Genomic DNA, 22654 nt, shown 5'->3' with positions numbered 1-22654 from the left:
CTCACACCTCCGCGAGCGCCCGCCGGATGTCGGGATCTCCGGGTGCCAGCCGCGCGGCCCGCAGCAGGTCGCCTCGCGCCGCCTCCGGCCGTCCCGCGGCGCTGTGCACCAGGGACCGGTTGAACAGCAGCTCGGCCGTCTCCTCCAGCTTCAGCGCCCGCGTGAGGTCGGCCAGCGCGGCGTCGTGGTCGCCCTCCTCGTACGACACGGCGGCCCGGCCCGCCCAGGCGGCCACCAGGTCCTGGTCCAGCTCCAGCGCGGCGTCGAACGCGGCCACGGCCTCCTCCGGCCGTCCCTCGGCCGCCTCGACCTGCCCGAGCACGCACCTGAGGTGCGGGCTGCGCGGGTCGAGCGCGAGCCCCCGCCGCACGTCGCGCCGGGCCGCGGCGTGCTCGCCCGCCGCCGCGAGCAGCCCCGCGCGGTTGACGTACGCGGGGGCGAAGTCCGGGTCGAGGTCGAGCGTGTGGTCGAGGTCGGCGAGCGCGCCGTCGAGGTCGCCGGTCGCGTAGCGGACCTCCGCCCGGTTGTAGTACGCCTCCGGGAACGGCGGGCTGAGGCGGATCGCGGCCTCGAAGTCGGCCCTCGCGTCCTCGTAGCGGCCCAGCTTGTGCAGCAGGGCACCGCGGTCCAGGTAGTAGTCGGGGTAGCCGGGGTCGGTGCCGATGGCGATCGCGTAGTCGGCCAGCGCCTCCTGGGTGCGCCCGGCGGCGGCCAGGAGCTGGGCGCGGTTGGCGTACAGCACGAGCCGGTGGATCGGGTGCGTGCCGCCGAGATGCGCCTCGGCCAGGTCGATGGCCTGGCGCACCAGGTCGAGCGCCGCCGCCAGGTTGCCCCTGCGCACCTCGACCAGGGCCTTGCCGTTGAGGTCGAAGCCCAGGTGGAAGGCGCGCTCGCGGGCGTCGGGCAGCAGCGAGGTGATCGTGACGGCTTCGTTGACCCAGGCCAGGGCCTCCTCCGGGTCGCGCCGGGCGAGGTCGTGGTGGCGTACCAGGAGCATGGCCGTGGCGTACGCGATCGTGGCGCGGTGCTTGGGGTCGGTGCTCAGGCGGCGGGACGCGTCGTACAGGGCGCGGGCCTCGTCCTCCCGCTCGACGGCCTCCAGCGCGGCGCCCACCCGCTGCACCAGCAGCCGACGGCCCTCCGGGTCGCCGTCCTGGGAGAGCCCGCGCAGCGCCTCCAGGCCGGCCTCGGCCATGGCGTGGTGGAATCCCTCGTCGCGGAAGCGGTCGAAGTCGGCGTTCAGCGGCTTGTCCGCGGGCGCGCACCGGCCGGCGACGACGCGCAGCAGGCCCGGGTCCACCCGCCTGCGCAGCACCTCGACCAGCTCGGCGTCGGTCGGGTCGGCCTCGCCGAGGTTGTCGGCGGTGACGGTCAGGGGACCGGTCCGGCTCAGGTGGTCGCGGACGAACTCGGCCAGCCCGTTCGCGATGCGCAGCGTCCGGCGGGCGCCCGGGATGAGGATGCGCTGTCCCCTCGGCAGTGTCTCGGCCAGGGTGGTCCTGCTCCGGGGGATCGTCAGGTGCGGCGCCGCGACCCCGATCTCGATGTCGTACGCGGCGACGAGGTCGGGCCGGTGGGCCAGCGCCTCGGGCACGAGGTGGTCCAGCAGCGCGGCTGCGAGCGTGTAGGGGCCGTGGAGCCTGCGGTCGGCGTCCAGGACGATCGTGTCCACCCGAACCTTCTTCCGTTGACCTTCTTCCGTGATCCGTCTCCGGTCGCGCCTCGGCCGGCGCCCCTCGTGGGGGACGCCGGCCGGGTGGGAATCAGTGGGTGTGTCGCGGAGCGGCCGCGCCGGAGGGCTTCACGGTTCCGGCTTTGTGGACGACGACCTTCTTCATCGGGTGCCTCTCGTGTTCAAGCATGACGAGACCGTCGCGAACCGTCGCGGGGCGATCTCTCGGATGACCGGTTCATGTGAACACACGCCAAGTACGACGATCAAGGCTTTTCCGGGTAAATTAAATTTCCTATCCATTTTCGGAAGCCATCCTAATTTGGACGCCCATATCCGAAAATATTGGTCCTTTATTCGCCGATGATCGCGTCCACGAACACCTCGGGGTCGAAGGGCGCCAGGTCGTCGGGCCCCTCGCCCAGCCCCACCAGCTTGACCGGAACACCCAGCTCCCGCTGGACCGAGATGACGATGCCGCCCTTGGCCGTGCCGTCGAGCTTGGTCAGCGCGATGCCGGTGATGTTGACCACCTCGCCGAACACCTGGGCCTGGCGCATGCCGTTCTGGCCGGTGGTGGCGTCGAGCACCAGCAGCACCTCGTCGACCGTGGCCTTCTTCTCGATGACCCGCTTGACCTTGCCCAGCTCGTCCATCAGGCCCGTCTTGGTGTGCAGACGGCCCGCCGTGTCCACGATGACGACGTCGGCCTTGTCCGCGATGCCCCTGGCCGTGGCGTCGAAGGCCACCGAGGCGGGGTCGCCGCCCTCCGGGCCGCGCACGACCTCGGCGCCGACCCGGTCGCCCCAGGTCTGGAGCTGGTCGGCCGCGGCCGCGCGGAACGTGTCGGCCGCGCCGAGCACGACCTTCTTGCCGTCGCCGATGAGGACGCGCGCGAGCTTGCCGGTCGTGGTGGTCTTGCCGGTGCCGTTGACGCCGACCACGAGCACCACCGCGGCCCGCTCACCGTGGGGCTGGACGTGCAGGGTGCGGTCGAGGTCGGGGTTGACCTGGACGAGCAGCTGCTCGCGCAGCAGCGCGCGCACCTCGTCGGGCGTGCGGCTGCCGAGCACCTTGACGCGGGTGCGGAGCTCCTCCACGATCGCCTGGGTCGGCGCGACGCCGACGTCGGCCTTGATCAGCAGCTCCTCGACCTCGTCCCACACGTCGTCGTCGAGCCGGTCGCGGGACAGCAGGTCGAGCAGGCCACGGCCGAGCGCGCTCTGCGAACGGGCCAGCCGCGAGCGCAGCCGCACCATCCGCCCGGCGGACGGCGGCGGGACCTCCACCTCGGGCGTGACGACCATCGGCTCGGCCGGCTTGACCGGCGGAGGGAGCGTGGTGGTCGCTCCTTCGCCCTCCTCGGCCCCCGTGGCCGGGCGCTCCTTCTCCTGGTCCTCCGGGAGGGGCGCCGTCTCGGGCGGCTCGACCGGCGGCGCCGACTTACCGCCCGGCCTGAAGAGCAGGAAGAGGCCGCCGGCCGCCACGAGGGCGACGACGACCACGATCACTATGACGCCGAGGTAACCATCCACAAGAAGTCAGTTTTCCAGATCGTCCGTCGTGGTCATGACCAGGGCCACGCCGATCTCGTCCCAGGCCGGGCGACTCGCCCGCGCCGGGCCGCGATCACGCCGCCGGCGAACCTGGTGCCCGCTCCGGACGCCGTCACACCTGCCGGGAGTGCCGAATCACCTGACCCGTGCGGGATCTGGCGGGCTCAGGCCGGCTCGCGCTCGCGCATGCGCTGGCTGATCACCTGCGTCACGCCGTCGCCGCGCATCGACACGCCGTACAGGGCGTCGGCGATCTCCATCGTCCGCTTGTTGTGCGTGATGACGATCAGCTGCGAGCTCTGCCGCAACTCCTCGAACAGCGTGAGCAGCCGCTGCGTGTTGGTGTCGTCGAGCGCCGCCTCGACCTCGTCCATGACGTAGAACGGCGACGGCCGCGCCTTGAAGATCGAGACCAGGAACGCCACCGCCGTCAGCGACCGCTCGCCGCCCGACAGCAGCGACAGCCGCTTGACCTTCTTGCCCGGCGGCCGGGCCTCCACCTCGATGCCGGTGGTCAGCATGTCCTCGGGGTCGGTGAGCACCAGCCGGCCGTCGCCGCCCGGGAAGACCCTGCCGAAGATCTGCTCGAACTCGCGGGCCACGTCCTCGTAGGCGGAGGCGAACATCTGCTCCACCCGGTCGTCGACCTCCTTGACCACGGTCATCAGGTCGCGCCGCGTCTTCTTGAGGTCCTCCAGCTGAGAGTTGAGGAACGCGTGCCGCTCCTCCAGCGCCGCGAACTCCTCCAGCGCCAGCGGGTTGACCTTGCCGAGCTGCTGCATCTGCCGCTCGGCCGCGCGGGCCCGCTTCTCCTGCTCCTCCCGCACGTACGGCACGGGCGGCTCGCCCGGCACCGGGGCGTCGGGGCCGTACTCGGAGATCAGCGCCTCGGTCTCGACGCCGAACTCGTCCATCGCCCGCTGCTCCATCTGCTCCAGGCGCAGCCGCTGCTCGGTGCGGGCCATCTCGCTGCCGTGGACGCTGTTGACCAGCTTGTCCAGCTCCTGGGTGAGCTCGCGCACCCGCAGGCGGACCTGCTTGAGCTCGGCGTCGACGGCGACGCGGGCCAGGTCGGCCTCGTCGCGCTCGCGCGCCGCCAGCTCGACGGAGGCGGCCAGGGCGGCCAGCACCTGCCGGGCGCCCTTGCTCACGGCCTCCGCGACGCTCGCCTGACGGCGGCGGCGGGCGCGCTGGGCGGCCGCCTGGGCCCGCTCCTGGCGCTCCCGCTGCGCGGCCCTCAGCAGGCCGTCCGCGCGCCCCTCGATGCCCTTGACCCGCTCCTCGGCCGTGCGCACCTGGAGGCCGGCCTCCATCTCCCGCTGGCGGGCCGCCTGGCAGGCCGCCGCCAGCTCGTCGCGGGCCTCGGTGGTGGGCTCGCTCTCCAGCTCCTGGGAGTACTCGGCCTCGGCGAGCCGCATCTCCAGCTCGGCCAGCTCCTCCAGACCCTCGGCACGGGCCTCCTCGGCGGTCGTGACACCGCGCGCCAGGCGCTCGGCCTCGTCGTGCGCGGCCTTGGCGGCGGCTTCGAGCTGCGCCAGCCGGCGGGCGGCGTCGGCGTTGCGCCGGTCGGCCTCCCGCTGGCGGGCGCTGACCTGGTCCAGCGCGCCCTGCGCGGCGCCGACGCCGGCCTGGGCGGTGTCGGCGGCGGTCTGCGCCTCGGCGACGCGCGCCTGGGCGGCCTCCACGGCCGCCTGCGCCTGCTGCTCGGCGGCCAGCGCGTCGTCCATGCCGGTCGCGGTCTGCTCCGCGCGCGCCTCGGCCTCCTCCAGGTCGGCCAGGGCGTCGTCGAGCGCGGCCCGTACCTGGAGGACCGAGGTGCCGCCCTCGGAGCCGCCGCTGGCCAGGTGGGCGGCGACGAGGTCGCCGCCCCGGGTGACGGCGCGCAGTCCGGGGTGCCCCTCGACGAGACGGCGCGCGGCGGCGAGGTCGTTCACGACGACGACGCCGTCGAGCACCCGGGCGACGGAGCCCCTCAGCGGGCCGGGCACGCCGACCAGGTCGGCCGCCCACTCCCCGCCCTCGGGCGCGCCCCCACGCTCCGCGACGCCTCCGGCGACCCCGAGGGAGCCGCCGCCCGAAGCCTCCTTCGCCGGCCCCGCGGGGCCCTGCCCCGATCCCGCCGCGTCTCCGGCACCCGCCACCAGCAAGGTGGCCTGGCCGGCCTCCTTGACGCACAGCAGCTCCAGCGCCTCGACCGCCGCGCCCACCGACTCGACCGCGATGGCCTCGGCCACCGGCCCGAGCACGGCGGCGACGGCCGCCTCGGCGCCCGGCGCGACCTGGAGCGCGGCGGCCAGCGGGCCCAGCACCCCCGACATGCCCGTCTCCACCAGCGCCGCGCCGCCGTCGGCGCCCCGGGACAGGCCCAGCTCCAGCGCCTCGGCGCGGGCCCGCAGCGCGGCCACGGCCCGCTGGGCCTCCTGGTCGGCGGCTCGGGCCGTGCCGACCCTCGATCTCGCGGCCTGGAGCGCGTCGCGCGGCCCGCCGAGCGCCGCCCTCGCCTGCTCGACGGCCGAACGGGCCTCCTCCGCCGTGGCGCGCGCCTCCTCGACCAGCGCCTGCGCGGTCGCCAGCTCCTCGGCCAGCGCCGGGTCGGCGGCGGGCTCCTCGCTCCGCCGCTCCTCCAGGTCGTCGAGGGCGCGCCGCTCGCGCTCGGCCGCGTCGGCGACCGCCTTGGTCAGCCGGCCGATCTCGTCCTCGGCGGCGCGTGACCTGCTGCGCGCGGAGTCGACCCGGCCGCGCAGCCGGGCCAGGCCCTCGCGCCGGTCGGCGGCGGCGCGGGCGGCCATCGCCAGCCGCCGCTCCTCGGCTGCCAGCTCCGACTCGGCCTCGGCGCGCCGCTCGGCGGCGGCGTCGAGCAGCTCCTGCGCCTCCTCAAGCTCGGCCCGCAGCACCAGCTCGCTCTCGCGCACCTCGGCCGCCTCGCGTTCGAGGTCCTCGGGGTCACGGCCTCGGCGCTCGATGGCGGCGGCGTCGAGGGCGTGCCGGTGTCGCTCGGCGGCGAGCTGCTCCAGGCCGGTGATGCGCTCGCGCAGCGACGACAGCCGGAACCAGGTCTGCTGCGCGGCGGTCAGCCGGGGCTGGGCCTCGGCCTCGGCCGTCTCCAGCGCGGCCTCCCGCTGCTGTCCCTCGGCCAGCTCGGCCTCCACCTGGGCGCGCCGGGCGAGGACCGCCGCCTCGTCGGCCGCCTCCCGCTCCAGCGTGACCCGCAGGACGCACACGTCGTCGGCGAGCAGCCGCAGCCGCGCGTCGCGCCAGTCGGCCTGGATGACAGCGGCCTTGCGGGCGATCTCGGCCTGGCGGCCCAGCGGCTTGAGCTGGCGGCGCAGCTCGGTGGCGAGGTCCTGGACGCGCGTCAGGTTGGCCTGCATCGCGTCGAGCTTGCGCAGCGCCTTCTCCTTGCGCTTGCGGTGCTTCAGGACGCCCGCGGCCTCCTCGATGAACGCCCGGCGGTCCTCCGGCCCCGCGTGCAGCACGGCGTCGAGCTGGCCCTGGCCGACGATGACGTGCATCTCGCGGCCGATGCCCGAGTCCGACAGCAGCTCCTGGATGTCGAGCAGGCGGCAGGTGTCGCCGTTGATGGCGTACTCGCTCTGGCCGGACCTGAACATCAGCCGGCTGATCGTGACCTCGGTGTAGTCGATGGGCAGCGCGCCGTCGGTGTTGTCGATGGTCAGCGTGACCTCGGCCCGGCCCAGCGGCGGGCGTGACGAGGTGCCGGCGAAGATGACGTCCTCCATCTTGCCGCCGCGCAGCGACTTGGCGCTGTGCTCGCCCATGACCCAGGCCAGGGCGTCGACGACGTTGGACTTGCCGGAGCCGTTGGGACCGACCACGCAGGTGATGCCGGGCTCGAACCGCAGGGCGGTCGCCGAGGCGAAGGACTTGAAGCCGCGCAGGGTCAGGGTCTTCAAATGCAAGAACAGGCCCCCTTCTCCCTGAACGGACTTCGGGAAAGCCTACTGGTCCGAGCGCCTCGTCGCTGGCCACAACGGTGGCGCCGGCGGACGGACGCGGAAAGGGGGCGCAAAGACATCCCGAACGAGGGCAAATAACAAGGGACGCCTCGCCGAGACGTCCCTCAATCTTGCGTTCCGATCACTCTCAGGTGAGTGCCGGCTCGCGCTCCTGCATGCGGCTGATCGCCTCATCGCGGGTTTGCGCCGCAAGAGCGTCATTCTGAGCCTGAAGCCGGATGAGTTCTGCCTCCAGGTCACGGATCCGCTGCTGCAAGCGCCGCATCTCCGAGACCATTCGAGGGTCAGGACCACCGACGTGGCCGAGTAGAGCCTTCGCCATGGTAAAGGGTCCTCCACGCTGAGTGACCAGACTGGTTCGCGCACTTCTTATTCCGCGGGAGGGGTGCGCGTGGTACTTAACAAGAGTCGCACCGGCAGTGTGGGCGGTCAAGTCGAACGAACCGCCACACCCCTCGCGGGGCACTCCCGACATATAACTATACCCCATTTGGCCCGTTTCGCGAAAGCGGCTACCGCTCCCGGAAACCACCCAAACCACCTCGGACTTCGCTCCACCTCTCCACTACTCCATCGACCCTGCCCGGCGTGTCGCAACCCCTGAGCAGCTCCAGCAGCTTGACGCAGGCCTCACGCGGCCCCTCGGCGACCACCTCCACCCGGCCGTCGTCCGTGTTGCGCGCCCAGCCCTCCAGTCCCAGCTCCAGCGCCCGCGCCCGGGTCCACCAGCGGAACCCCACGCCCTGCACGCGCCCCCTGACCCAGGCGGTCAGCCGTACGTCCTCCATGCCCCACCCCTTCCGGCCATCCCCGGCCACCCGTTCCGGCCACCCCGGCCGCCCCTTTCCGGGCCACACCTCCGGGCCGTTCCACGCCGGCCTGCCGGACGCCTCTTGGCCGTTCCACGCCGGCGCGCCGGGCGCCTCCTGGCCGTTCAACGAAGACCACCCTGCCAGGCGCCTCCGGACCGTTCTACGCCACCCCGCGCGCCGCCTCCGGGCCCGCCACGCCCGCGGCCGTCTCGCCGAACGCGCGCACCGCGGCCGTCGCGCCGGCCCGTGGCCACACCAGCCCGAGCACCGACGCGGGCAGGCCTCTCACCGGCACGAACACCACGTCGCCACGCTCGTGGTAGGCCGCCGTCGGCGTGCAGAACAGCATCCCGCCGCGGCCCAGGGCGACCAGCGTGATGCCCTCCTGGCTGGTGGCGACCGTACCCCCTCGGGGGATGGGCCGGCCCGCCGGGGTGCCCGCCGGCGCGAGCAGCTCGCGCCAGGCGCGCGGCGCCGGTCCCCCCGGCTCGATCAGCGGCAGGTCCGCCAGCTCCTCCGCGTCGACGGCGTCCCGGCCCGCGAGCGGATGGCCGGCGGGCAGGCCGAGGCTGACGGGCACCCGGTTGAGGCCAGGGCCCGTCTCCAGATCCGGCTCGTCCACCGGCAGCAGCGTGAACGTCACGTCCACCAGGCCCGCCCGGAGCTTGCCGAACGGGTCGGACAGCGGCACCTCCACCAGCCGCACCTCGCACGACGGGTAGAGCCCCTCGAAGGCCCGCACGGCCTCGGTCACCAGCTCCGTCGGCGTGCCGAGGAAGCCGACGCGCAGCACGCCCGTCACCTGGCGGGCCGCCGCACGGGCCCGGTCCACCGCGTCCCGCAGCCCGTCGTACGCCGGGCGCAGGTCCGTCAGGAAGCGCTCGCCGAGCGGCGTCAGCCGCACCCGCCTGCTGGTCCGGTCGAACAGCCGGGCGCCGATCCGCGTCTCCAGCGACCGCACGAGCTGGCTCACCCGCCCCGGCGACAGGTACAGCCGGTCGGCGGCCCGCGCGAAGTGAAGCTCCTCGCTGAGGACGACGAAGCACTCCAGTTCCCGGAACTCCATGTCACCCCCTAGTCCAGCTAAACCAAGCCTGAGCGTCCCGTCATTGTTCCCCCGGCGCCACCGCCGAAGGGTGGAGGTCATGACCATCACACCTGAGACCCCGACCGTGTCGCACCGGCTCGCCGTACCGGCGGTCGCGGCGGGCACGTTCACCATCGTCACCAGCGAGATGCTGCCTGTCGGCCTGCTGACCCCGATCGGCGCCGAGCTGGGTGTGTCCGACGGCGCTGCGGGGCTCATGATGACCGCTCCGGGCCTGGTGGCGGCCGTGTCCGCGCCGTTGATGACGCTTGCCGCGCGGCGCCTGGACCGCCGGGGGGTGCTGTGCGCGCTGATGGCCCTGCTCGCGCTCGCCAACCTGGTGGCCGCCCTCTCGCCTGCCTACCCGGTCATGCTGGCGGCGCGGGTTCTGACGGGGGTGAGCATCGGCGGGTTCTGGACGTACGCGGTGGGCCTGCCGGTACGTCTGGTGCCGGAGCCGCGGGTCGGCCCGGCGGCGGCGACGATCGCCTCGGGGATCGCGGTGGCCTCCGTGCTGGGTGTGCCCGCCGGGACGCTGGTCGCCTCGGCCGCCGGGTGGCGGGTGGCGTTCGGAGCCGTCGCCCTGCTCGCCGCCGTCCTGTGCGTGGCGCTGGCCGGACTGCTGCCGCCGCTGCCCGCCGAGCGGGCCGCGCGCCCGTCCGACCTGTGGGCGGTGTGGCGGGCCGGCCCGTCGAGGATCGTGCTGATCGTGACCGCCCTCGTGGTGACCGGCCACTTCGCGGCCTACACCTACGTCCGGCCGTTCCTGGAGCAGGCCACGGGGGCGGGCGCGGGCACGGGGGCGGCCGTCGTGGGCGCCGTCCTGCTCGGTTACGGCGTCGCGGGCGTGGTGGGCAACTTCGCCGCCGGAGCGCGGGCGGCCCGGCGCCCCAGGGGCACGCTCGTGACGCTCGCCCTGCTCATCGGGGGCGCCACCGCTGTCCTCGCCGCCGCGCCGGGCTCGATCGTCCTGGCGGCGGCCCTGCTCCTGCTGTGGGGCGTCGCCTACGGGGGCGTGTCGGTGACGGTGCAGATCTGGATCGTCAGGGCGGGCGGCGGGGAGGCGGGCACGGCCATGCTGACCGCCGTCTTCAACGCGGCCATCTCGCTCGGCGCGCTCACCGGCGGCCGGGTGGTGGACGGGATGTCGGTCTCCGCCGTCATGTGGCTCGGCGCGGGGCTGTCGCTGGCCGCCGCGGCCGCCGCTGGCAGGTGGGGCAGGAGAAGGACGAGCGGTTCATGAACGCGTCACGGATGATGGGGCTGCCGCAGCGGGAGCAGGGCCGATCGCGCCGGCCGTACGCCTCCAGGGAGCGTTCGAAGTAGCCGCTCTCGCCGTTGACGTTGACGTACAGGCTGTCGAACGACGTGCCGCCCTGGCGCAGCGCGGCCGTCATCACCTCGCGGACCGCGGCGAGCAGCTCGGCGATCTTCGGCCGGGTGAGCGTCCGGGTGGGGTACGCCCAGTGCAGCCGGGCCAGCCACAGGGCCTCGTCGGCGTAGATGTTGCCGACACCGCTGATCAGCGTCTGGTCGAGCAGGGCCCGCTTGATCTCGGTGTCCTTGCGGCGCAGGGCGGCGGCGAACCGGTCGTCGTCGAACGCCTCCTCGAACGGGTCAGGCGCGATGTGCGAGATCGGCGCGGGCACGCCGCCCTCCAGCGGCGTCAGCATGACGTGGCCGAACGTGCGCTGGTCGACGAAGCGCAGCTCGGGGCCGCCGTCCTGGAAGGCGAGCCGTACGCGCAGATGCTTCTCCGGCGGCGAGTCCGGCTCCACGACGAGGAGCTGGCCGCTCATACCCAGATGGGCCAGCAGAGCCTCCTCCGAGCCCGACAGCGGCAGCCACAGGTACTTGCCGCGCCGCTCGGCGGAGAGCACCACCCGGCCCTTCAGCCGCGCGGCGAACTCCTCGGCCCCCGGCACGTGCCGGCGCACCGCCCGCGGGTGCAGCACCTCGGCCGAGGCGATCTCCCGCCCGGCCACCCACTGCGCGAGGCCGCGCCGGACGACCTCGACCTCCGGCAGCTCAGGCAACCTAGCCCGCCGGCTGGCTCTCGCGCTGCTCGCGGCGGGCCCGGATGCGGGTCCACGCCGCCTCGGCCGCCTGCTGCTCGGCCTCCTTCTTGCTGCGCCCGTTGCCCGCCCCGTAGGACTCGCCGCCGACGCGCACCTCCGCCGTGAACGACTTGGCGTGGTCGGGGCCGCTCTCCTCGACGTGGTACTCGGGGACGCCGAGCGCCTCGGAGGCGGTGAGCTCCTGCAGGGAGGTCTTCCAGTCGAGCCCGGCGCCGAGCGAGGCCGAGCGGACGATCAGCGGGTCGAACAGCACGTGGACCACCCGGAACGCCTCGTCGAGCCCCTTGTCCACGTAGACGGCGCCGATCAGCGCCTCCAGGGTGTCGGCCAGGATCGAGGACTTGTCGCGACCGCCGGTGCCCTCCTCGCCCCTGCCGAGCCGCAGGAACCGGCCGAGACCGAGCCCGCGGGCCACGTCGGCGAGGGCGCGCATGTTGACCACCGCGGCCCGCAGCTTGGCGAGCTGCCCCTCGGGCAGGTCGGGGTGGTTGCGGTAGAGGGTGTCGGTGACCACCAGGCCCAGCACCGAGTCGCCGAGGAACTCCAGGCGCTCGTTGGTGGGCAGGCCGCCGTTCTCGTACGCGTAGGAGCGGTGCGTCAACGCCCGCTCCAGGATGTCGGAGTCGAGGCTGATCGACAGCACTCGCTCCAGCTCTGCTCTGGCGACCTCGACGGCCACCGGCTTGGGACCTGCGCCCACGGGTTTTCCTCCTCGGACACCTTCACATGCCGCGACGGCCGCGGAGGATGCCCGAAAACGTGGTGGGCGTCGGGGGGTACAGAGCCCCGGCGTCCACCACGACCGCGGGCGAGCCGCCGCCGTGCGCAACTGAGACGTTTACGCCGACCGGGGCACAATGGCACCCGGTCGGCATCACGTCAACTGCGAGATCAGGCGGACGGCTCGATGACCTGACGACGGTTGTAGGTGCCGCAGGTGGGGCACGCGATGTGCGGCTGCTTGGGCGAACGGCACTGCGGGCAGCTCACCAGGGCGACAGCAGTCGTCTTCCACTGGGAGCGACGGGCGCGGGTGTTGCTCCGCGACATCTTTCGCTTCGGGACGGCCACGTCACTTCTCCTGATCGTTATCGTTCTCGGAAACCAGACCTTGCAACGACGCCCAGCGAGCGTCGATCTTCTCGTGCCGGTGATCGTCGCCGGCCTCGGCCAGCTTGATCCCGCACTCCGTGCAGAGCCCCGGGCAGTCGTCACGGCAGACCGGGCTCAACGGCAGTGCGAGCACCACCGCGTCACGGAACGTCGGCTCGAGGTCGAGCAGTTCCCCGTCCATCAGCGAGTCGTCCTCCGAGGCGTCCTCGTCGGAGTAGAAGAACAGCTCCTGCAGGTCGACCTCGAGGTCCGAGGACAACGGGTCGAGACACCGCGCGCACTCCCCGCCCAGCGGGGCCTGCGCCGTGCCGGACACGAGCACGCCTTCCATCACTGCTTCAAGCCGGAGGTCCAGCTCGACTTCGGCGTCCTTGGGAACGCCGATCATGTCGACGCCGAGATTCGCCGGAGCCGGGAGGGACAGAGTCATCTGCCTCATCGTCCCCGGCCGCTTTCCCAGGTCGTGAGTGGAGATCACCCAAGGCGAGCGGGGGTCGAGGTGCTGAGTCATCCTGCTCTCGCTAGGCATGGCGGAACTGTCGCCGTCGTACAAGGCCGAAATGAAAGGATACCAGGTGGCGGTCAGCCCCTGAGCCGCTCGACGAGCAGCTTGTGCACCAGGTCAGGGACCAGGCCGGACACGTCCCCACCGTACCGCGCGATCTCCTTGACGCGGCTGGACGACAGGAACGAGTACTCGGGATTGGTCGGCATGAACAGCGTCTCGACCCCGGACAGCCGGTAGTTGAGCTGGGCCATCTGGAGCTCGTAGTCGAAGTCGCTGACCACCCGGATGCCCTTGACGATGGCGGGGATGTCGTTCTGCTTGCAGAAGTCGACGAGGAGCCCGTGGAACTTCCGGACCGTGACGTTCGGGAACTCCTTGGTCACGGTCTGGAGGATCTCGATCCGCTCGTCGACCGTGAAGAGGCTGCTTTTCTCCACATTGATGAGCACGGCCACGGTCACCTCGTCGTACAGCCTGGCGGACCGGGCGATGATGTCGAGGTGACCGTTGGTGATGGGGTCGAAGGACCCTGGGCAGACAACGCGGCGCAAGACGCCTCCCTGGTCAGCGGGCAGGTCTACGGATTACCGGCGGCGCGACCGTACCAAACGGACGCTTCGCCATAACGGCGAACCCTCTCCTCAACGTAACCTTCCGGCCATACCAGGGCTTTTCCCCGGGTTTCTCTCTCGAACGCCACCACCGCGTCCTCGGCCAGCCACCCGTGGTCGCGCAGCAGCTCCAGCACCCTCGTGACCTCCTCGTCCGACACCGCGTACGGCGGATCGGCGAACACGATGTCGTACGGCTCGACCGGCTCGGCCGGCCCGACCGGCTCGGCCGGCCCGGCCTGCTCGGCCGGCCCGGCCGGGTCGGTGTGAGTTTCCCCACCCCGCCGGCCCCGCCCCGCGACGTCCCCGCCCGCCCGGCCCAGGAACCGCTCGACCTTGTCGGCCACCACCCGCGCCCCGGGCAGCCCCAGCTCCCGGACGTTCGTCCTGATGGCCCGGACGGCCCTGGGATCGGACTCGACCAGCAGCGCGTGGTCCGCGCCCCGCGACAGCGCCTCCAGCCCGACGGCCCCCGACCCCGCGTACAGGTCCATCACCCGGGCCCCCCTCACCCCGCCCAGGGAGTCGAGAGTCAAGAGGATGCCTTCGCGAGCCCTGTCGCTGGTCGGTCTCGTGCCGCGCCCCGGCGGGACCGCCAGGCGTCGCCCGCCCGCGCTGCCCGCGATGATCCGAGTCATGTGAGCCATTCTCGCGCACGTCGGCGCAGGTCAAGAGTGGACAAGTGTCGGCCTCGAAGACGCAAGGGTGATTCCCATCACCCCACCGGCCACGCATGATGGGTCTGCGGCCTTCGAGGTGACCCATCAGAAGGCCGACCGGCGTGGTCGTGAGCCCTTCCGCACGCCGGTTCCCTCGGCACCTGACCCGAGGGGTGGGCCCAGCCGGGGACGGCATTCGGGGGGAGGCCGTCCCCATGGCTGGGCCCAGCACCTGTCTCCGCCGCTTCCAAGCGGTGACCGGGCCGCCGCACGCCACGCGCGCCGCGCCCCGTCTCCGGACCTCACGTCTGCTCCAGGTGGAGTACGTCGTCCCCAGCTGGTTAGGTCTTCTCCAGGTATTCGGCGCGTTCGTCGGCCAGCAGCCGGTCGATCTCCGCGCGCAGCGCCTCGTGCGCCGACAGCTCGGGATCGGCCGCCAGCAGCCGCGCCGCCTCGTCGCGGGCCGCCTCGATCACGTCCTCGTCGCGCAGGAGCTGGAGCAGCTTGAGCGACGACCGCTTGCCCGACTGGGCCGCGCCCAGCACGTCGCCCTCACGCCGCTGCTCCAGGTCCACCCGCGACAGCTCGAACCCGTCGAGCGTGGCGGCCACCGCGTCGAGCCGCGCCCGCGCGGGCGTGCCCTCCGGGAAGTCGGACACCAGCAGGCACAGCCCCGGCAGCCCGCCTCGGCCGACGCGGCCGCGGAGCTGGTGGAGCTGCGAGACCCCGAACCGGTCGGCGTCCATGATGATCATGACTGAGGAGTTGGGCACGTCGACGCCGACCTCGATCACCGTCGTCGCCACCAGCACGTCCAGCTCGCCCCGGCTGAACGCCCGCATGATCGCGTCCTTCTCCTCCGGCGGCAGCTTGCCGTGCAGGACGCCGAGCCGCAGGTCGTGGAACGGCCCCTCGGACAGCAGCTGGGCGACGTCCAGGACGGCCAGCGGCGGCCGGCGCTCCTCCCCCGACGCCCCCTCGCCGGACGCTCCCTCGCCGGACTCGCCCGGCCGAGCCTCCAGGTCGCCCTCGTCGCCCTCCAGGTCGCCGATGCGCGGGCAGACGATGTACGCCTGCCGACCCAGGGCGACCTCCTCGCGCACCCGCTCCCACGTGCGCTCCAGGAAGTGGGGCTTCTCGGCGGCCGGCACCACGTGGGTGGTGATGGGCGCGCGCCCGGACGGGAGCTGCGACAGCGTGGAGACCTCCAGGTCGCCGAAGACCGTCATGGCGACCGTGCGCGGGATCGGGGTCGCGGTCATGACGAGCACGTGCGGGCGCCCGCCGCCGGCCTTCTCGCGCAGCGCGTCGCGCTGCTCCACGCCGAAGCGGTGCTGCTCGTCGACCACCACCAGACCGAGGTCGGCGAACTGGACGTGCTCCTGCAACAGGGCATGGGTGCCCACGACGACGCCGGCCGTGCCGGAGGCCGCGTCGAGCAGCGCGGCGCGGCGGGCGGCGGCGCCCATGGAGCCCGTGAGGAGGGTGACGGCCGTGCCGCCGAACATGCCGCCCTGCGCGAGGTCGCCCAGCATGGCGGTGATCGAGCGGTGATGCTGCTGGGCGAGCACCTCGGTGGGCGCCAGCAGCGCCGCCTGGCCGCCCGCGTCGACCACCTGGAGCATCGCCCGCAGGGCCACCACGGTCTTGCCCGCGCCGACCTCGCCCTGCAGGAGCCGGTGCATCGGGTTCTCGCGGGCCAGGTCAGCGGCGATCTCCTCGCCGACCTGGGACTGGCCCTCGGTCAGCTCGAACGGCAGCCGCGCGTCGAAGTCGGCCAGGATGCCGTCGCCGCGGCGCGGGCGGGCCTTGGCGGGCCAGGCGGTCGCCGCCTGCCGGCGCTGGAGCAGCACGGCCTGGAGCACGAACGCCTCGTCGAACTTGAGCCGGTCGCGGGCCCGCTGCACGTCGCCGAAGTCCTTCGGCCGGTGCACCGCCTCCAGCGCCTCGGCCAGGTCGCGCAGGCCATGGCGGGCGCGCAGGTCGCCGGGCAGCGGGTCGGCCAGCGGCCCCAGCGTGTCGAGCACGACGCCCACGGCCCGCCTGATCACCCACGGCGTCAGGTCCTTGCCGGCCGGGTAGATCGGCACCGGCGCGGCCGAGAACTCCTCGGCGCCGGCCTCGTTCTCCTCGAACAGCTCGAACTCGGGGTGCGAGAGCTGCCAGCGCGGGTGTGTCCGGGAGCCGAAGAGGCCGACCTTCCCGGCGAACATGCCGCGCCGTCCCGGCTTGAGCCGTGATTCGGCCACGTGGGAGCCCTTGCCGAAGAACGACAGGTAGATCTTGTTGCGGGCGGCGTCGACGACCTCGACCTCCAGCCAGGTGCCGCCGCGGTTGCGCATGGGCTTGCGCATGAGCCGGCTCACCTCGCCGACCACGGTGACGTGCTCGTCGACCTCCAGCGCGTCGAGCGCGGTCAGCTCGCCACGCTCGGCGTAGCGGCGGGGGTAGTGGCGCAGCAGGTCGCCGACCGTCTCCAGGCCGAGCACGCTGTGCAGCAGCTTGGCGGTCTTCGGGTCGAGCGCCTTGGTCAGCGGCTCGTCGAAACGGCTCACGGCACTATGTTCTACCGCCTGCGACCGACAGGAACGCGTGTCGCGCCCCCGAACCGCCGCGCCGCCGCGCCCGCTCACCGGCGCCACCCGCTCACTCCACGCCGATGAGGAGCGGGTAGCCGCCCTGCTCCCCCGCGTACACCACCAAGTCCACGTCCGGCCGGGTGGCCCGCAGGTGCTCCTCCACCGCGCCCGCGAGATCCTCGGGCGCGTCCGCGCCCGTGACCAGCGTGACCATCTCGCCGCCCCCCGCGACCATCCGGTCCACGACGGCGACGGCCACCTCCCCCAGCCCACGGCCGATCACCGCCACGTCGTCGTCGATCAGCCCGAGCACGTCACCGGGCCGGCACACGCCCGCGCTGGTGACCGCCTCCCTGCGGGCCACCACCAGGTGACCGTGGCGCGTGTGCCCCGCGGCGCCGGTCATCGCCACCACGTCGTCGTCGAAGCGGCGCAGCGGGTCGTGGACGGCCAGCGCCGCCAGCCCCTGCACCGTCGCCCGGGTCGGCAGCACGCTGACCACGACGCCGTCCTCCCGGGCGATCTCCGCCGCCGCGGCGGCGACCGCCTGGGCGCCCTCGTCGTTCGGCAGCACGGCGACCTCGCCGCCCGCCTGCCTGATCGCGGCCAGCATGACCGGCAGCGACGGCCGCGTGCCCGGCTCCCGCCGCACGACCACCGCGCCGCACTCCTCGAACAGCGCCGCGATGCCGTCGCCGGCGGCGACGGCCACCACGCCCCTGCCCGCGTCGCCGCGGTGGGTCCGCTCGGCGAGGTACGTGATCCTGATCCGGTACGGCCGCCCCACTCGCAGCGCCGCCTCCACCGCGGGTCCGGCCTCGTCCACGTGGACGTGGACGTTCCACAGCCCGTCGCCGCCCACGACCACCAGCGAGTCGCCCATCGCGTCGAGCTCCTCGCGCAGCCTGGCCACCGCGGCGTCGTCGGCGTCCAGCAGGTACATCACCTCGTAGCCCGCGCCCACCTCGGTCATCGGCGACACGCGCGCCGTCGGCGCGGGCACCTCGTACCGCTCGCCGTACCGATCGCCGGAGGAGCCCGTCACCACGGCCGCCAGCGACTCCAGGATGATCGCCAGCCCGGCGCCGCCCGCGTCCACGACGCCGCTGCGCGCCAGCACGTCGAGCTGCCCGGGGGTGCGGCGGAGCGCGGCGCGGGCCTCCCGCGCGGCCCGCCGAGCGATCTCGGCCAGGTCGCCGTCGGCGTCCCGCACGGCACCCGCCACCGCGCCCAGCACGCTCAGGACCGTGCCCTCGACGGGCCGGGCGACCGCCTCCCTGGCCAGCGAGGACGCCCTGACCAGGCCGGCTCTCAGGTCGGAGCCGTCCTTCAGCACCTCGGCCAGCCCGCGCAGGGCCTGACTGACGATGACGCCGGAGTTGCCGCGCGCGCCCACCAGGGCGCCGTACGCGAGCGTCTGCCACACCACCGCGCGGTCCACGTCGTCGGGCAGCGCCTCGACGGCCTCGGCGGCGGCCAGCATGGTCAGGTGGAGGTTCGTGCCGGTGTCGCCGTCGGCGACGGGGAACACGTTGAGCGCGTCGATCTCCGCCCGTGACCTGCCCAGCGCGTCCGCGGCCAGGCGGGCCCAGCGGCGCACCCCGGGCGGGTCGAGAACCTCCATGCGGTGCTACGACCTCCCGAGTGCGCTACCGTTGAACGAGGAGGATATCGCCGCATCTGTCCCAGTCCAGTGCTCCAGTTCGCACCTGGTGGCGTGGATCGGATATCCTCGTCTGGCTGGCCGGTTGTCCCGGCATGCCCTCCGCCCGACGAACATCAGCGGACAGGGCTACATCGACTGTTTTAAGGAGCGATACCGTGGCTTCCGTCTGCGATGTCTGCCGCAAGGGCCCGATCTTCGGCAACAACGTTTCCCACTCCCACCGCCGTACCCGTCGCCGTTGGAACCCCAACATCCAGACGGTTCGCGCGGTCGTCGGCGGCACGCCGAAGAAGCTGAACGTGTGCACCTCGTGCATCAAGGCGGGCAAGGTCACCCGCTAGTACCGATCTTCGCGAAAGCCCGCCGCTCCCGGCCGAGCGGCGGGCTTTCGTCATGCCCGGGAGCCAAGGGCTCCTGTCATGCCCGGGAAGCCATGGGCGATCAGCGCCACCGCCAGGCGTGGTCCACCGGGCCGATGCCGTCGCCGAGCGGGAAACCCAGGCGGATCGCCCCCGTGACGTACTCCTTGGCCTTGCCCACCGCCCCGGGCACGTCCTCGCCCATCGCCAGGTAGGAGGCGATCGCCGAGGCGAGCGTGCAGCCCGTGCCGTGGGTGTGGCGGTTGTCGAGCCGCTCGGCCGTGAAGCGGTACTCGCGGGCGCCGTCGGTCAGCAGGTCGACCGGCTCGCCGGGCAGGTGCCCGCCCTTGATGAGCGCCCAGGCGGGGCCCAGCTCCAGCACCGCGTCGGCGGCCCGCCGCATCCCGTCCTCGTCCTCGACCTTGACCGAGGTGAGCTGCTCGACCTCCCACAGGTTCGGCGTGACGACGGTGGCGACGGGCAGCAGCCGCGTGCGCATCGTCTCGACGGCCTCGGGCGCCAGCAGGGAGTCGCCGTGCTTGGACACGCCCACGGGGTCGACCACGACCGGCGCCTCGTACGCGCCGAGCGTCACGGCCACGATCTCGACCAGCTCCGGTGAGGCGAGCATGCCGGTCTTGACCGCCTGCGCGCCGATGTCGCCCAGCACGGAGTCGAGCTGGGCGCGCACGGCCTCGGCGGACAGCTCCCAGTAGCCCTGGACGCCGACGGAGTTCTGGGCCGTCACGGCGGCGATCACGCTCATGCCGTGCACGCCCAGGGCCAGCATGGTCTTGAGATCGGCCTGGATGCCCGCCCCGCCGCCGGAGTCGGATCCGGCGACGGTCAATACACGCGGAGGGGTCGTAGCGGTCATGCCCCCATCCAACCATTCCCCCGTCCGCGCCCTCCGCAGCCGGCCGGGCTCGCCGGAGGGGCGGCGGCAGGAGGCGGGCGACCCTGGCGCCGCCCGCCCCGGGGACGTCAGTCGACGGCGCAGTCGCCGCCCACGAGGCCGCAGTTCCGCGGCTCGGCGGCACGGCCCGTGGCGGTGAAGGTGATCTCGGTCGAGTCACCCTCGTCCAGCGAGTCCGGCAGGTCGATGATCAGCAGATCGCCGTCCTGCGTCCACTCCGCGCCCGTCATGTTCAGCACGCGCCCCTTCACCGGTACCGACACCGTGAGGGACTTGAGCGCCTGCGGCGAGGCGTTGGCCACGTCGAGGTGGGCCGTGTAACCGGTCAGCCGCTGGCTGACCACGCTGAAGCCGAGACTGACCGAGCCGCCGCCCATGGGCGCCGCCGTCTCGGTGGACGGGGCCGTCGGCGCCGGGTTGCCCGAGGTGTTGTCCGCGGGGTCCGTGACCGTGATCGTGGCGACCTCCTCCGGCGTGGACGTCTCGGTCGCCTGGAAGCTCGTCGGCAGCGGCTCCTGGGTGGCCCTGGCCGGCTTCTTGGTCTTGGTGGGCTTCGGCTGAGGAGAGGCGGTCCGGCGCGGGACGCGGGTGCCGGTCGTGGCCTGCGGGCCGGGAGTCCCGGCGGGCTGCGCCGTCTTGCCCGTGGGCTCCTCCGTCGGCTCCTCGGTCTCGTCCTCCGCCGGCTCGGTGTCCTCCTCGACGGGCTGGGAGCCCTGCGGACCGGGCTGGTTGGTCGCCTGCACGGCGGCGCAGCCGTCTCCGGGGCAGCCGGCCGGCTGCGACCCTCCGCTCATCAGCTTCACGCCCGCCACGGTGCCGCCCAGCACGACGGCCACGGCCGCCACGGAGAGCAGCGCGAGGCGGCCCCGGCCCTTGGCCGGCGGCTCGGCGAACGGGTCGGTGTCGCCGGACGGGGACTTGCGGCGCCCGCGGCGGCGTGGCTCGGGCTCACCGTCCCGACCGCTGTCACGCCCCCCGTCACGGCCCTTGTCGCGCTCGCCGGCGCGTTCTCCCGCGGGCTCGTCGTCGCCGGACCAGCCGGAGCCGAGGAACCCGTTGTCGGGCCGCTCGGACCACTCAGGGCCCTGCAGGTCCATCATGGTCGGGCTGCCGTACACCTTGACGTCGCCGGGCTCGGGCGGGCCGCCCGCCGGGGGCTGGAGCGCCTGCGTCTGCCCGGACGCGTCCCGGTCCTGCCCGAACACCTGCGTGGCGTCGGCCCCGGACGGTCGCTGGTCCGCGGCTCCGAACGGGCCCGCGGGCCCGAGCCCGTGCGGCGCCCCGGGTGCGGTCGCGTGCGGGTCGGCGGGCCCGAACGCCTGCGGCGCGCCAGGCCCGAACCCGTGCGGACCCGAAGGAGCGTCACCGCCGAAGACGTTGGGACTCGACGGACGATCACCGCCGAACCCGTGCGGACCCGAAGGAGCATCACCCCCGAAGACGTTGGGACTCGACGGACGATCACCGCCGAAGTCCTGTGGCATGCCGAAGGTCTGTGTGCTGTCTCCGACCTCGCCGCGTGCGGGCGCGTCCCAGGCTCCGGGCTCGTCCCAGTTCGGGGGCCGTACGAAGGCGCCCGTCGTCTCGAACGGCTGGTCTGCGGCCGGTCCCGGGCCGCCCGCGCCCCGCGAGGGCGGCTGGAAGGCTCCGGTTGTCTCGAACGGATCGTTCTCCGGGCGGCGGACGGCGGGGCCGGGCTCCTGCTTGGGCATCGGCGCCCACTGACCCGTCACCCCCACCTGGTCCGGCGGCTCCGGCCAGCCGGGCGGCTCGGCCTGCTGGTCGTCGGAGTCCCAGAAGGAGCTCCTAGCGGTCGGATCCGGCGCGGCGGCCCACTGCGCGGCGCGGTCGGTCAGTCCGGAGTCCTCGTCCTGAGAGTCGTCGGACCTGCCGTTCCCCCGTTCGCTCGCGTCGTCGGATCCACCTGTGCCGTGGCGGCCCATGGCTGCCCTTTCTTGCCGGTTACAGTGGCCGCCAATCTTCATAACACCTTCGCTACGACTTTGTCCCAGCATTCCCGTGAGTCACATCTCATATCGGGAAAATATCCTGCAAAATGGGACATCTCGTTACTGAAAGTGATCCCAGCCACCCTGCCCGACGGCACGTCCCCGTACGGTCACGCCTTCGCCCACCACGACAGCCCCCACGACATGCCACGCCGCCCCCAGCCGCGCCTCGGCCGGGAACACGGCCGCGAGCGCGTGGTCCTCACCACCCGTGAGCACCCAGTCGAGAGGGTCGGCCCCGAGCTCCTCGGCGGCGGCGGCCACCGGCTTCCCCACCACGAGGGCGTCCGGGTCCACCTCCACCCGCACCCCGCCGGCCCGGGCGATGTGCCCGAGGTCCTGCAGCAGCCCGTCGCTCACGTCCAGCATCGCGGTGGCACCCAGCCGCGCCGCCTCCGGCCCCTGCTCGTACGGCGGGCACGGCCGCCGGTGCGCCTCCACCGCCTCGAACAGCGCCCCCGCCTCACGCGGGACGTCACGACCGGCCTCCAGGAGAGCGAGGCCCGCCGCGGCGTGGCCGAGCCGCCCCGCCACGGCCACCACCTGGCCGGGACGCGCCCCGGACCTGGTCACCGGCGGCCGTCCGCCCAGGTCGCCGAGCGCGGTCACCCCGAGCACCACCTGGTCGCTGCGGGCGATGTCGCCCCCGACCACGCTCGCCCCCACGACCGCGCACTCGTCGCGGAACCCGTCGGTCAGCGCGTCGAGCCAGCTGACCGGCAGATCCGCCGGCATCCCCAGCCCGACCACGAGAGACGTCGGAACCGCGCCCATGGCGGCCACGTCGGCGAGATTCTGGGCCGCCGCCTTCCGGCCGACGTCGTAGCCGCTGGACCAATCGCGCCGGAAGTGCCTACCCTCAATCAAGAGGTCCGTTGACACCACGACGCGCCCGTCCGGCGCACCGACCATCGCGGCATCATCGCCCGGTCCGAGTAGAACAGTGGCTCCTTGCGGTAGACGTCCGGAAATACGCCTTACCGCTCCGAATTCGCCGAGATCTCCGACTCTGATGACACACCTCCTGACCCACACAGGGTACGGTGGCCCTT

Annotated in this window: 19 protein-coding genes; 2 read left to right on the top strand and 17 right to left on the bottom strand. The window is 73.3% G+C overall.

Going from position 1 to position 22654, the window contains the following annotated elements:
* Position 1 precedes the first annotated feature (1 nt).
* From AB0H64_RS05020 to AB0H64_RS04995, 6 genes are all read right to left on the bottom strand, one after another.
* Positions 2-1672, bottom strand: a complete 1671-nt coding sequence (locus tag AB0H64_RS05020) for a tetratricopeptide repeat protein (protein ID WP_357620205.1) — start codon at positions 1670-1672, stop codon at positions 2-4.
* 353 nt (positions 1673-2025) lie between these two features.
* Complete coding sequence (gene ftsY, locus AB0H64_RS05015) at positions 2026-3207, bottom strand: signal recognition particle-docking protein FtsY (RefSeq protein ID WP_357620203.1); 1182 nt, start codon at positions 3205-3207, stop codon at positions 2026-2028.
* Positions 3208-3392: 185 nt separating this feature from the next.
* A complete protein-coding gene (gene smc, locus AB0H64_RS05010) occupies positions 3393-7148 on the bottom strand; it encodes a chromosome segregation protein SMC (RefSeq protein WP_357620201.1) in 3756 nt (1251 codons plus the stop codon).
* 184 nt (positions 7149-7332) lie between these two features.
* Complete coding sequence (locus AB0H64_RS05005) at positions 7333-7527, bottom strand: hypothetical protein (RefSeq protein WP_049556952.1); 195 nt, start codon at positions 7525-7527, stop codon at positions 7333-7335.
* A gap of 190 nt (positions 7528-7717) precedes the next feature.
* A complete protein-coding gene (locus AB0H64_RS05000) occupies positions 7718-7993 on the bottom strand; it encodes an acylphosphatase (RefSeq protein WP_310708807.1) in 276 nt (91 codons plus the stop codon).
* A gap of 184 nt (positions 7994-8177) precedes the next feature.
* Entirely contained in the window at positions 8178-9083 is a 906-nt protein-coding gene (locus tag AB0H64_RS04995) for a LysR family transcriptional regulator (RefSeq protein ID WP_357620199.1), read from the bottom strand.
* Between the two features lie 79 nt (positions 9084-9162).
* On the opposite strand from AB0H64_RS04995, the gene AB0H64_RS04990 reads away from it, so the two are divergent.
* The gene (locus AB0H64_RS04990; RefSeq protein ID WP_357620197.1) at positions 9163-10347 is read left to right on the top strand and encodes an MFS transporter; all 1185 of its coding nucleotides are present in this window, start codon (positions 9163-9165) and stop codon (positions 10345-10347) included.
* Here AB0H64_RS04990 and mutM read toward each other — a convergent pair.
* The 8 genes from mutM to AB0H64_RS04950 all read right to left on the bottom strand — a co-directional run bounded on the left by mutM (position 10265) and on the right by AB0H64_RS04950 (position 18276).
* Positions 10265-11140, bottom strand: coding sequence for a bifunctional DNA-formamidopyrimidine glycosylase/DNA-(apurinic or apyrimidinic site) lyase (gene mutM, locus AB0H64_RS04985; RefSeq protein ID WP_357620195.1), 876 nt, complete (start codon positions 11138-11140; stop codon positions 10265-10267). The genes AB0H64_RS04990 and mutM overlap by 83 nt on opposite strands.
* A 1-nt stretch (position 11141) precedes the next feature.
* Positions 11142-11861 carry a ribonuclease III gene (gene rnc, locus AB0H64_RS04980; RefSeq protein WP_357620796.1) on the bottom strand — a complete coding sequence of 240 codons (720 nt, stop codon included), beginning with the start codon at positions 11859-11861 and terminating at the stop codon, positions 11142-11144.
* Positions 11862-12073: 212 nt separating this feature from the next.
* Positions 12074-12253, bottom strand: a complete 180-nt coding sequence (rpmF, locus tag AB0H64_RS04975) for a 50S ribosomal protein L32 (protein WP_033409409.1) — start codon at positions 12251-12253, stop codon at positions 12074-12076.
* A 1-nt stretch (position 12254) separates the two neighbouring features.
* Positions 12255-12806 (bottom strand): YceD family protein, encoded by a 552-nt coding sequence (locus tag AB0H64_RS04970; protein ID WP_310708803.1) that lies wholly within the window; start codon positions 12804-12806, stop codon positions 12255-12257.
* Positions 12807-12877: 71 nt separating this feature from the next.
* Positions 12878-13354, bottom strand: coding sequence for a pantetheine-phosphate adenylyltransferase (coaD, locus tag AB0H64_RS04965; RefSeq protein WP_357620192.1), 477 nt, complete (start codon positions 13352-13354; stop codon positions 12878-12880).
* 26 nt (positions 13355-13380) lie between these two features.
* The gene (locus tag AB0H64_RS04960) at positions 13381-14052 is read right to left on the bottom strand and encodes an RsmD family RNA methyltransferase (protein ID WP_357620190.1); all 672 of its coding nucleotides are present in this window, start codon (positions 14050-14052) and stop codon (positions 13381-13383) included.
* A 362-nt stretch (positions 14053-14414) separates the two neighbouring features.
* Positions 14415-16628, bottom strand: coding sequence for an ATP-dependent DNA helicase RecG (gene recG / locus AB0H64_RS04955; RefSeq protein WP_357620189.1), 2214 nt, complete (start codon positions 16626-16628; stop codon positions 14415-14417).
* Positions 16629-16719: 91 nt separating this feature from the next.
* Positions 16720-18276 carry a DAK2 domain-containing protein gene (locus AB0H64_RS04950; RefSeq protein WP_357620187.1) on the bottom strand — a complete coding sequence of 519 codons (1557 nt, stop codon included), beginning with the start codon at positions 18274-18276 and terminating at the stop codon, positions 16720-16722.
* A 197-nt stretch (positions 18277-18473) separates the two neighbouring features.
* On the opposite strand from AB0H64_RS04950, the gene rpmB reads away from it, so the two are divergent.
* Positions 18474-18659 carry a 50S ribosomal protein L28 gene (gene rpmB, locus AB0H64_RS04945; protein ID WP_253772968.1) on the top strand — a complete coding sequence of 62 codons (186 nt, stop codon included), beginning with the start codon at positions 18474-18476 and terminating at the stop codon, positions 18657-18659.
* 100 nt (positions 18660-18759) lie between these two features.
* Here the strand turns inward: rpmB and thiD are convergent, their stop codons facing one another.
* From thiD to AB0H64_RS04930, 3 genes are all read right to left on the bottom strand, one after another.
* The gene (thiD, locus tag AB0H64_RS04940; protein WP_357620184.1) at positions 18760-19554 is read right to left on the bottom strand and encodes a bifunctional hydroxymethylpyrimidine kinase/phosphomethylpyrimidine kinase; all 795 of its coding nucleotides are present in this window, start codon (positions 19552-19554) and stop codon (positions 18760-18762) included.
* Positions 19555-19661: 107 nt separating this feature from the next.
* Complete coding sequence (locus AB0H64_RS04935) at positions 19662-21536, bottom strand: hypothetical protein (RefSeq protein WP_357620182.1); 1875 nt, start codon at positions 21534-21536, stop codon at positions 19662-19664.
* A gap of 126 nt (positions 21537-21662) precedes the next feature.
* Complete coding sequence (locus tag AB0H64_RS04930; RefSeq protein WP_357620794.1) at positions 21663-22616, bottom strand: thiamine-phosphate kinase; 954 nt, start codon at positions 22614-22616, stop codon at positions 21663-21665.
* Positions 22617-22654: the final 38 nt, after the last annotated feature.

Source organism: Nonomuraea sp. NPDC050733, assembly GCF_040654215.1.
Lineage (GTDB): Bacteria > Actinomycetota > Actinomycetes > Streptosporangiales > Streptosporangiaceae > Nonomuraea.
The sequence above is the reverse complement of the archived record's forward strand: the minus strand, read 5'-3'. Positions and strand labels throughout refer to the sequence as shown.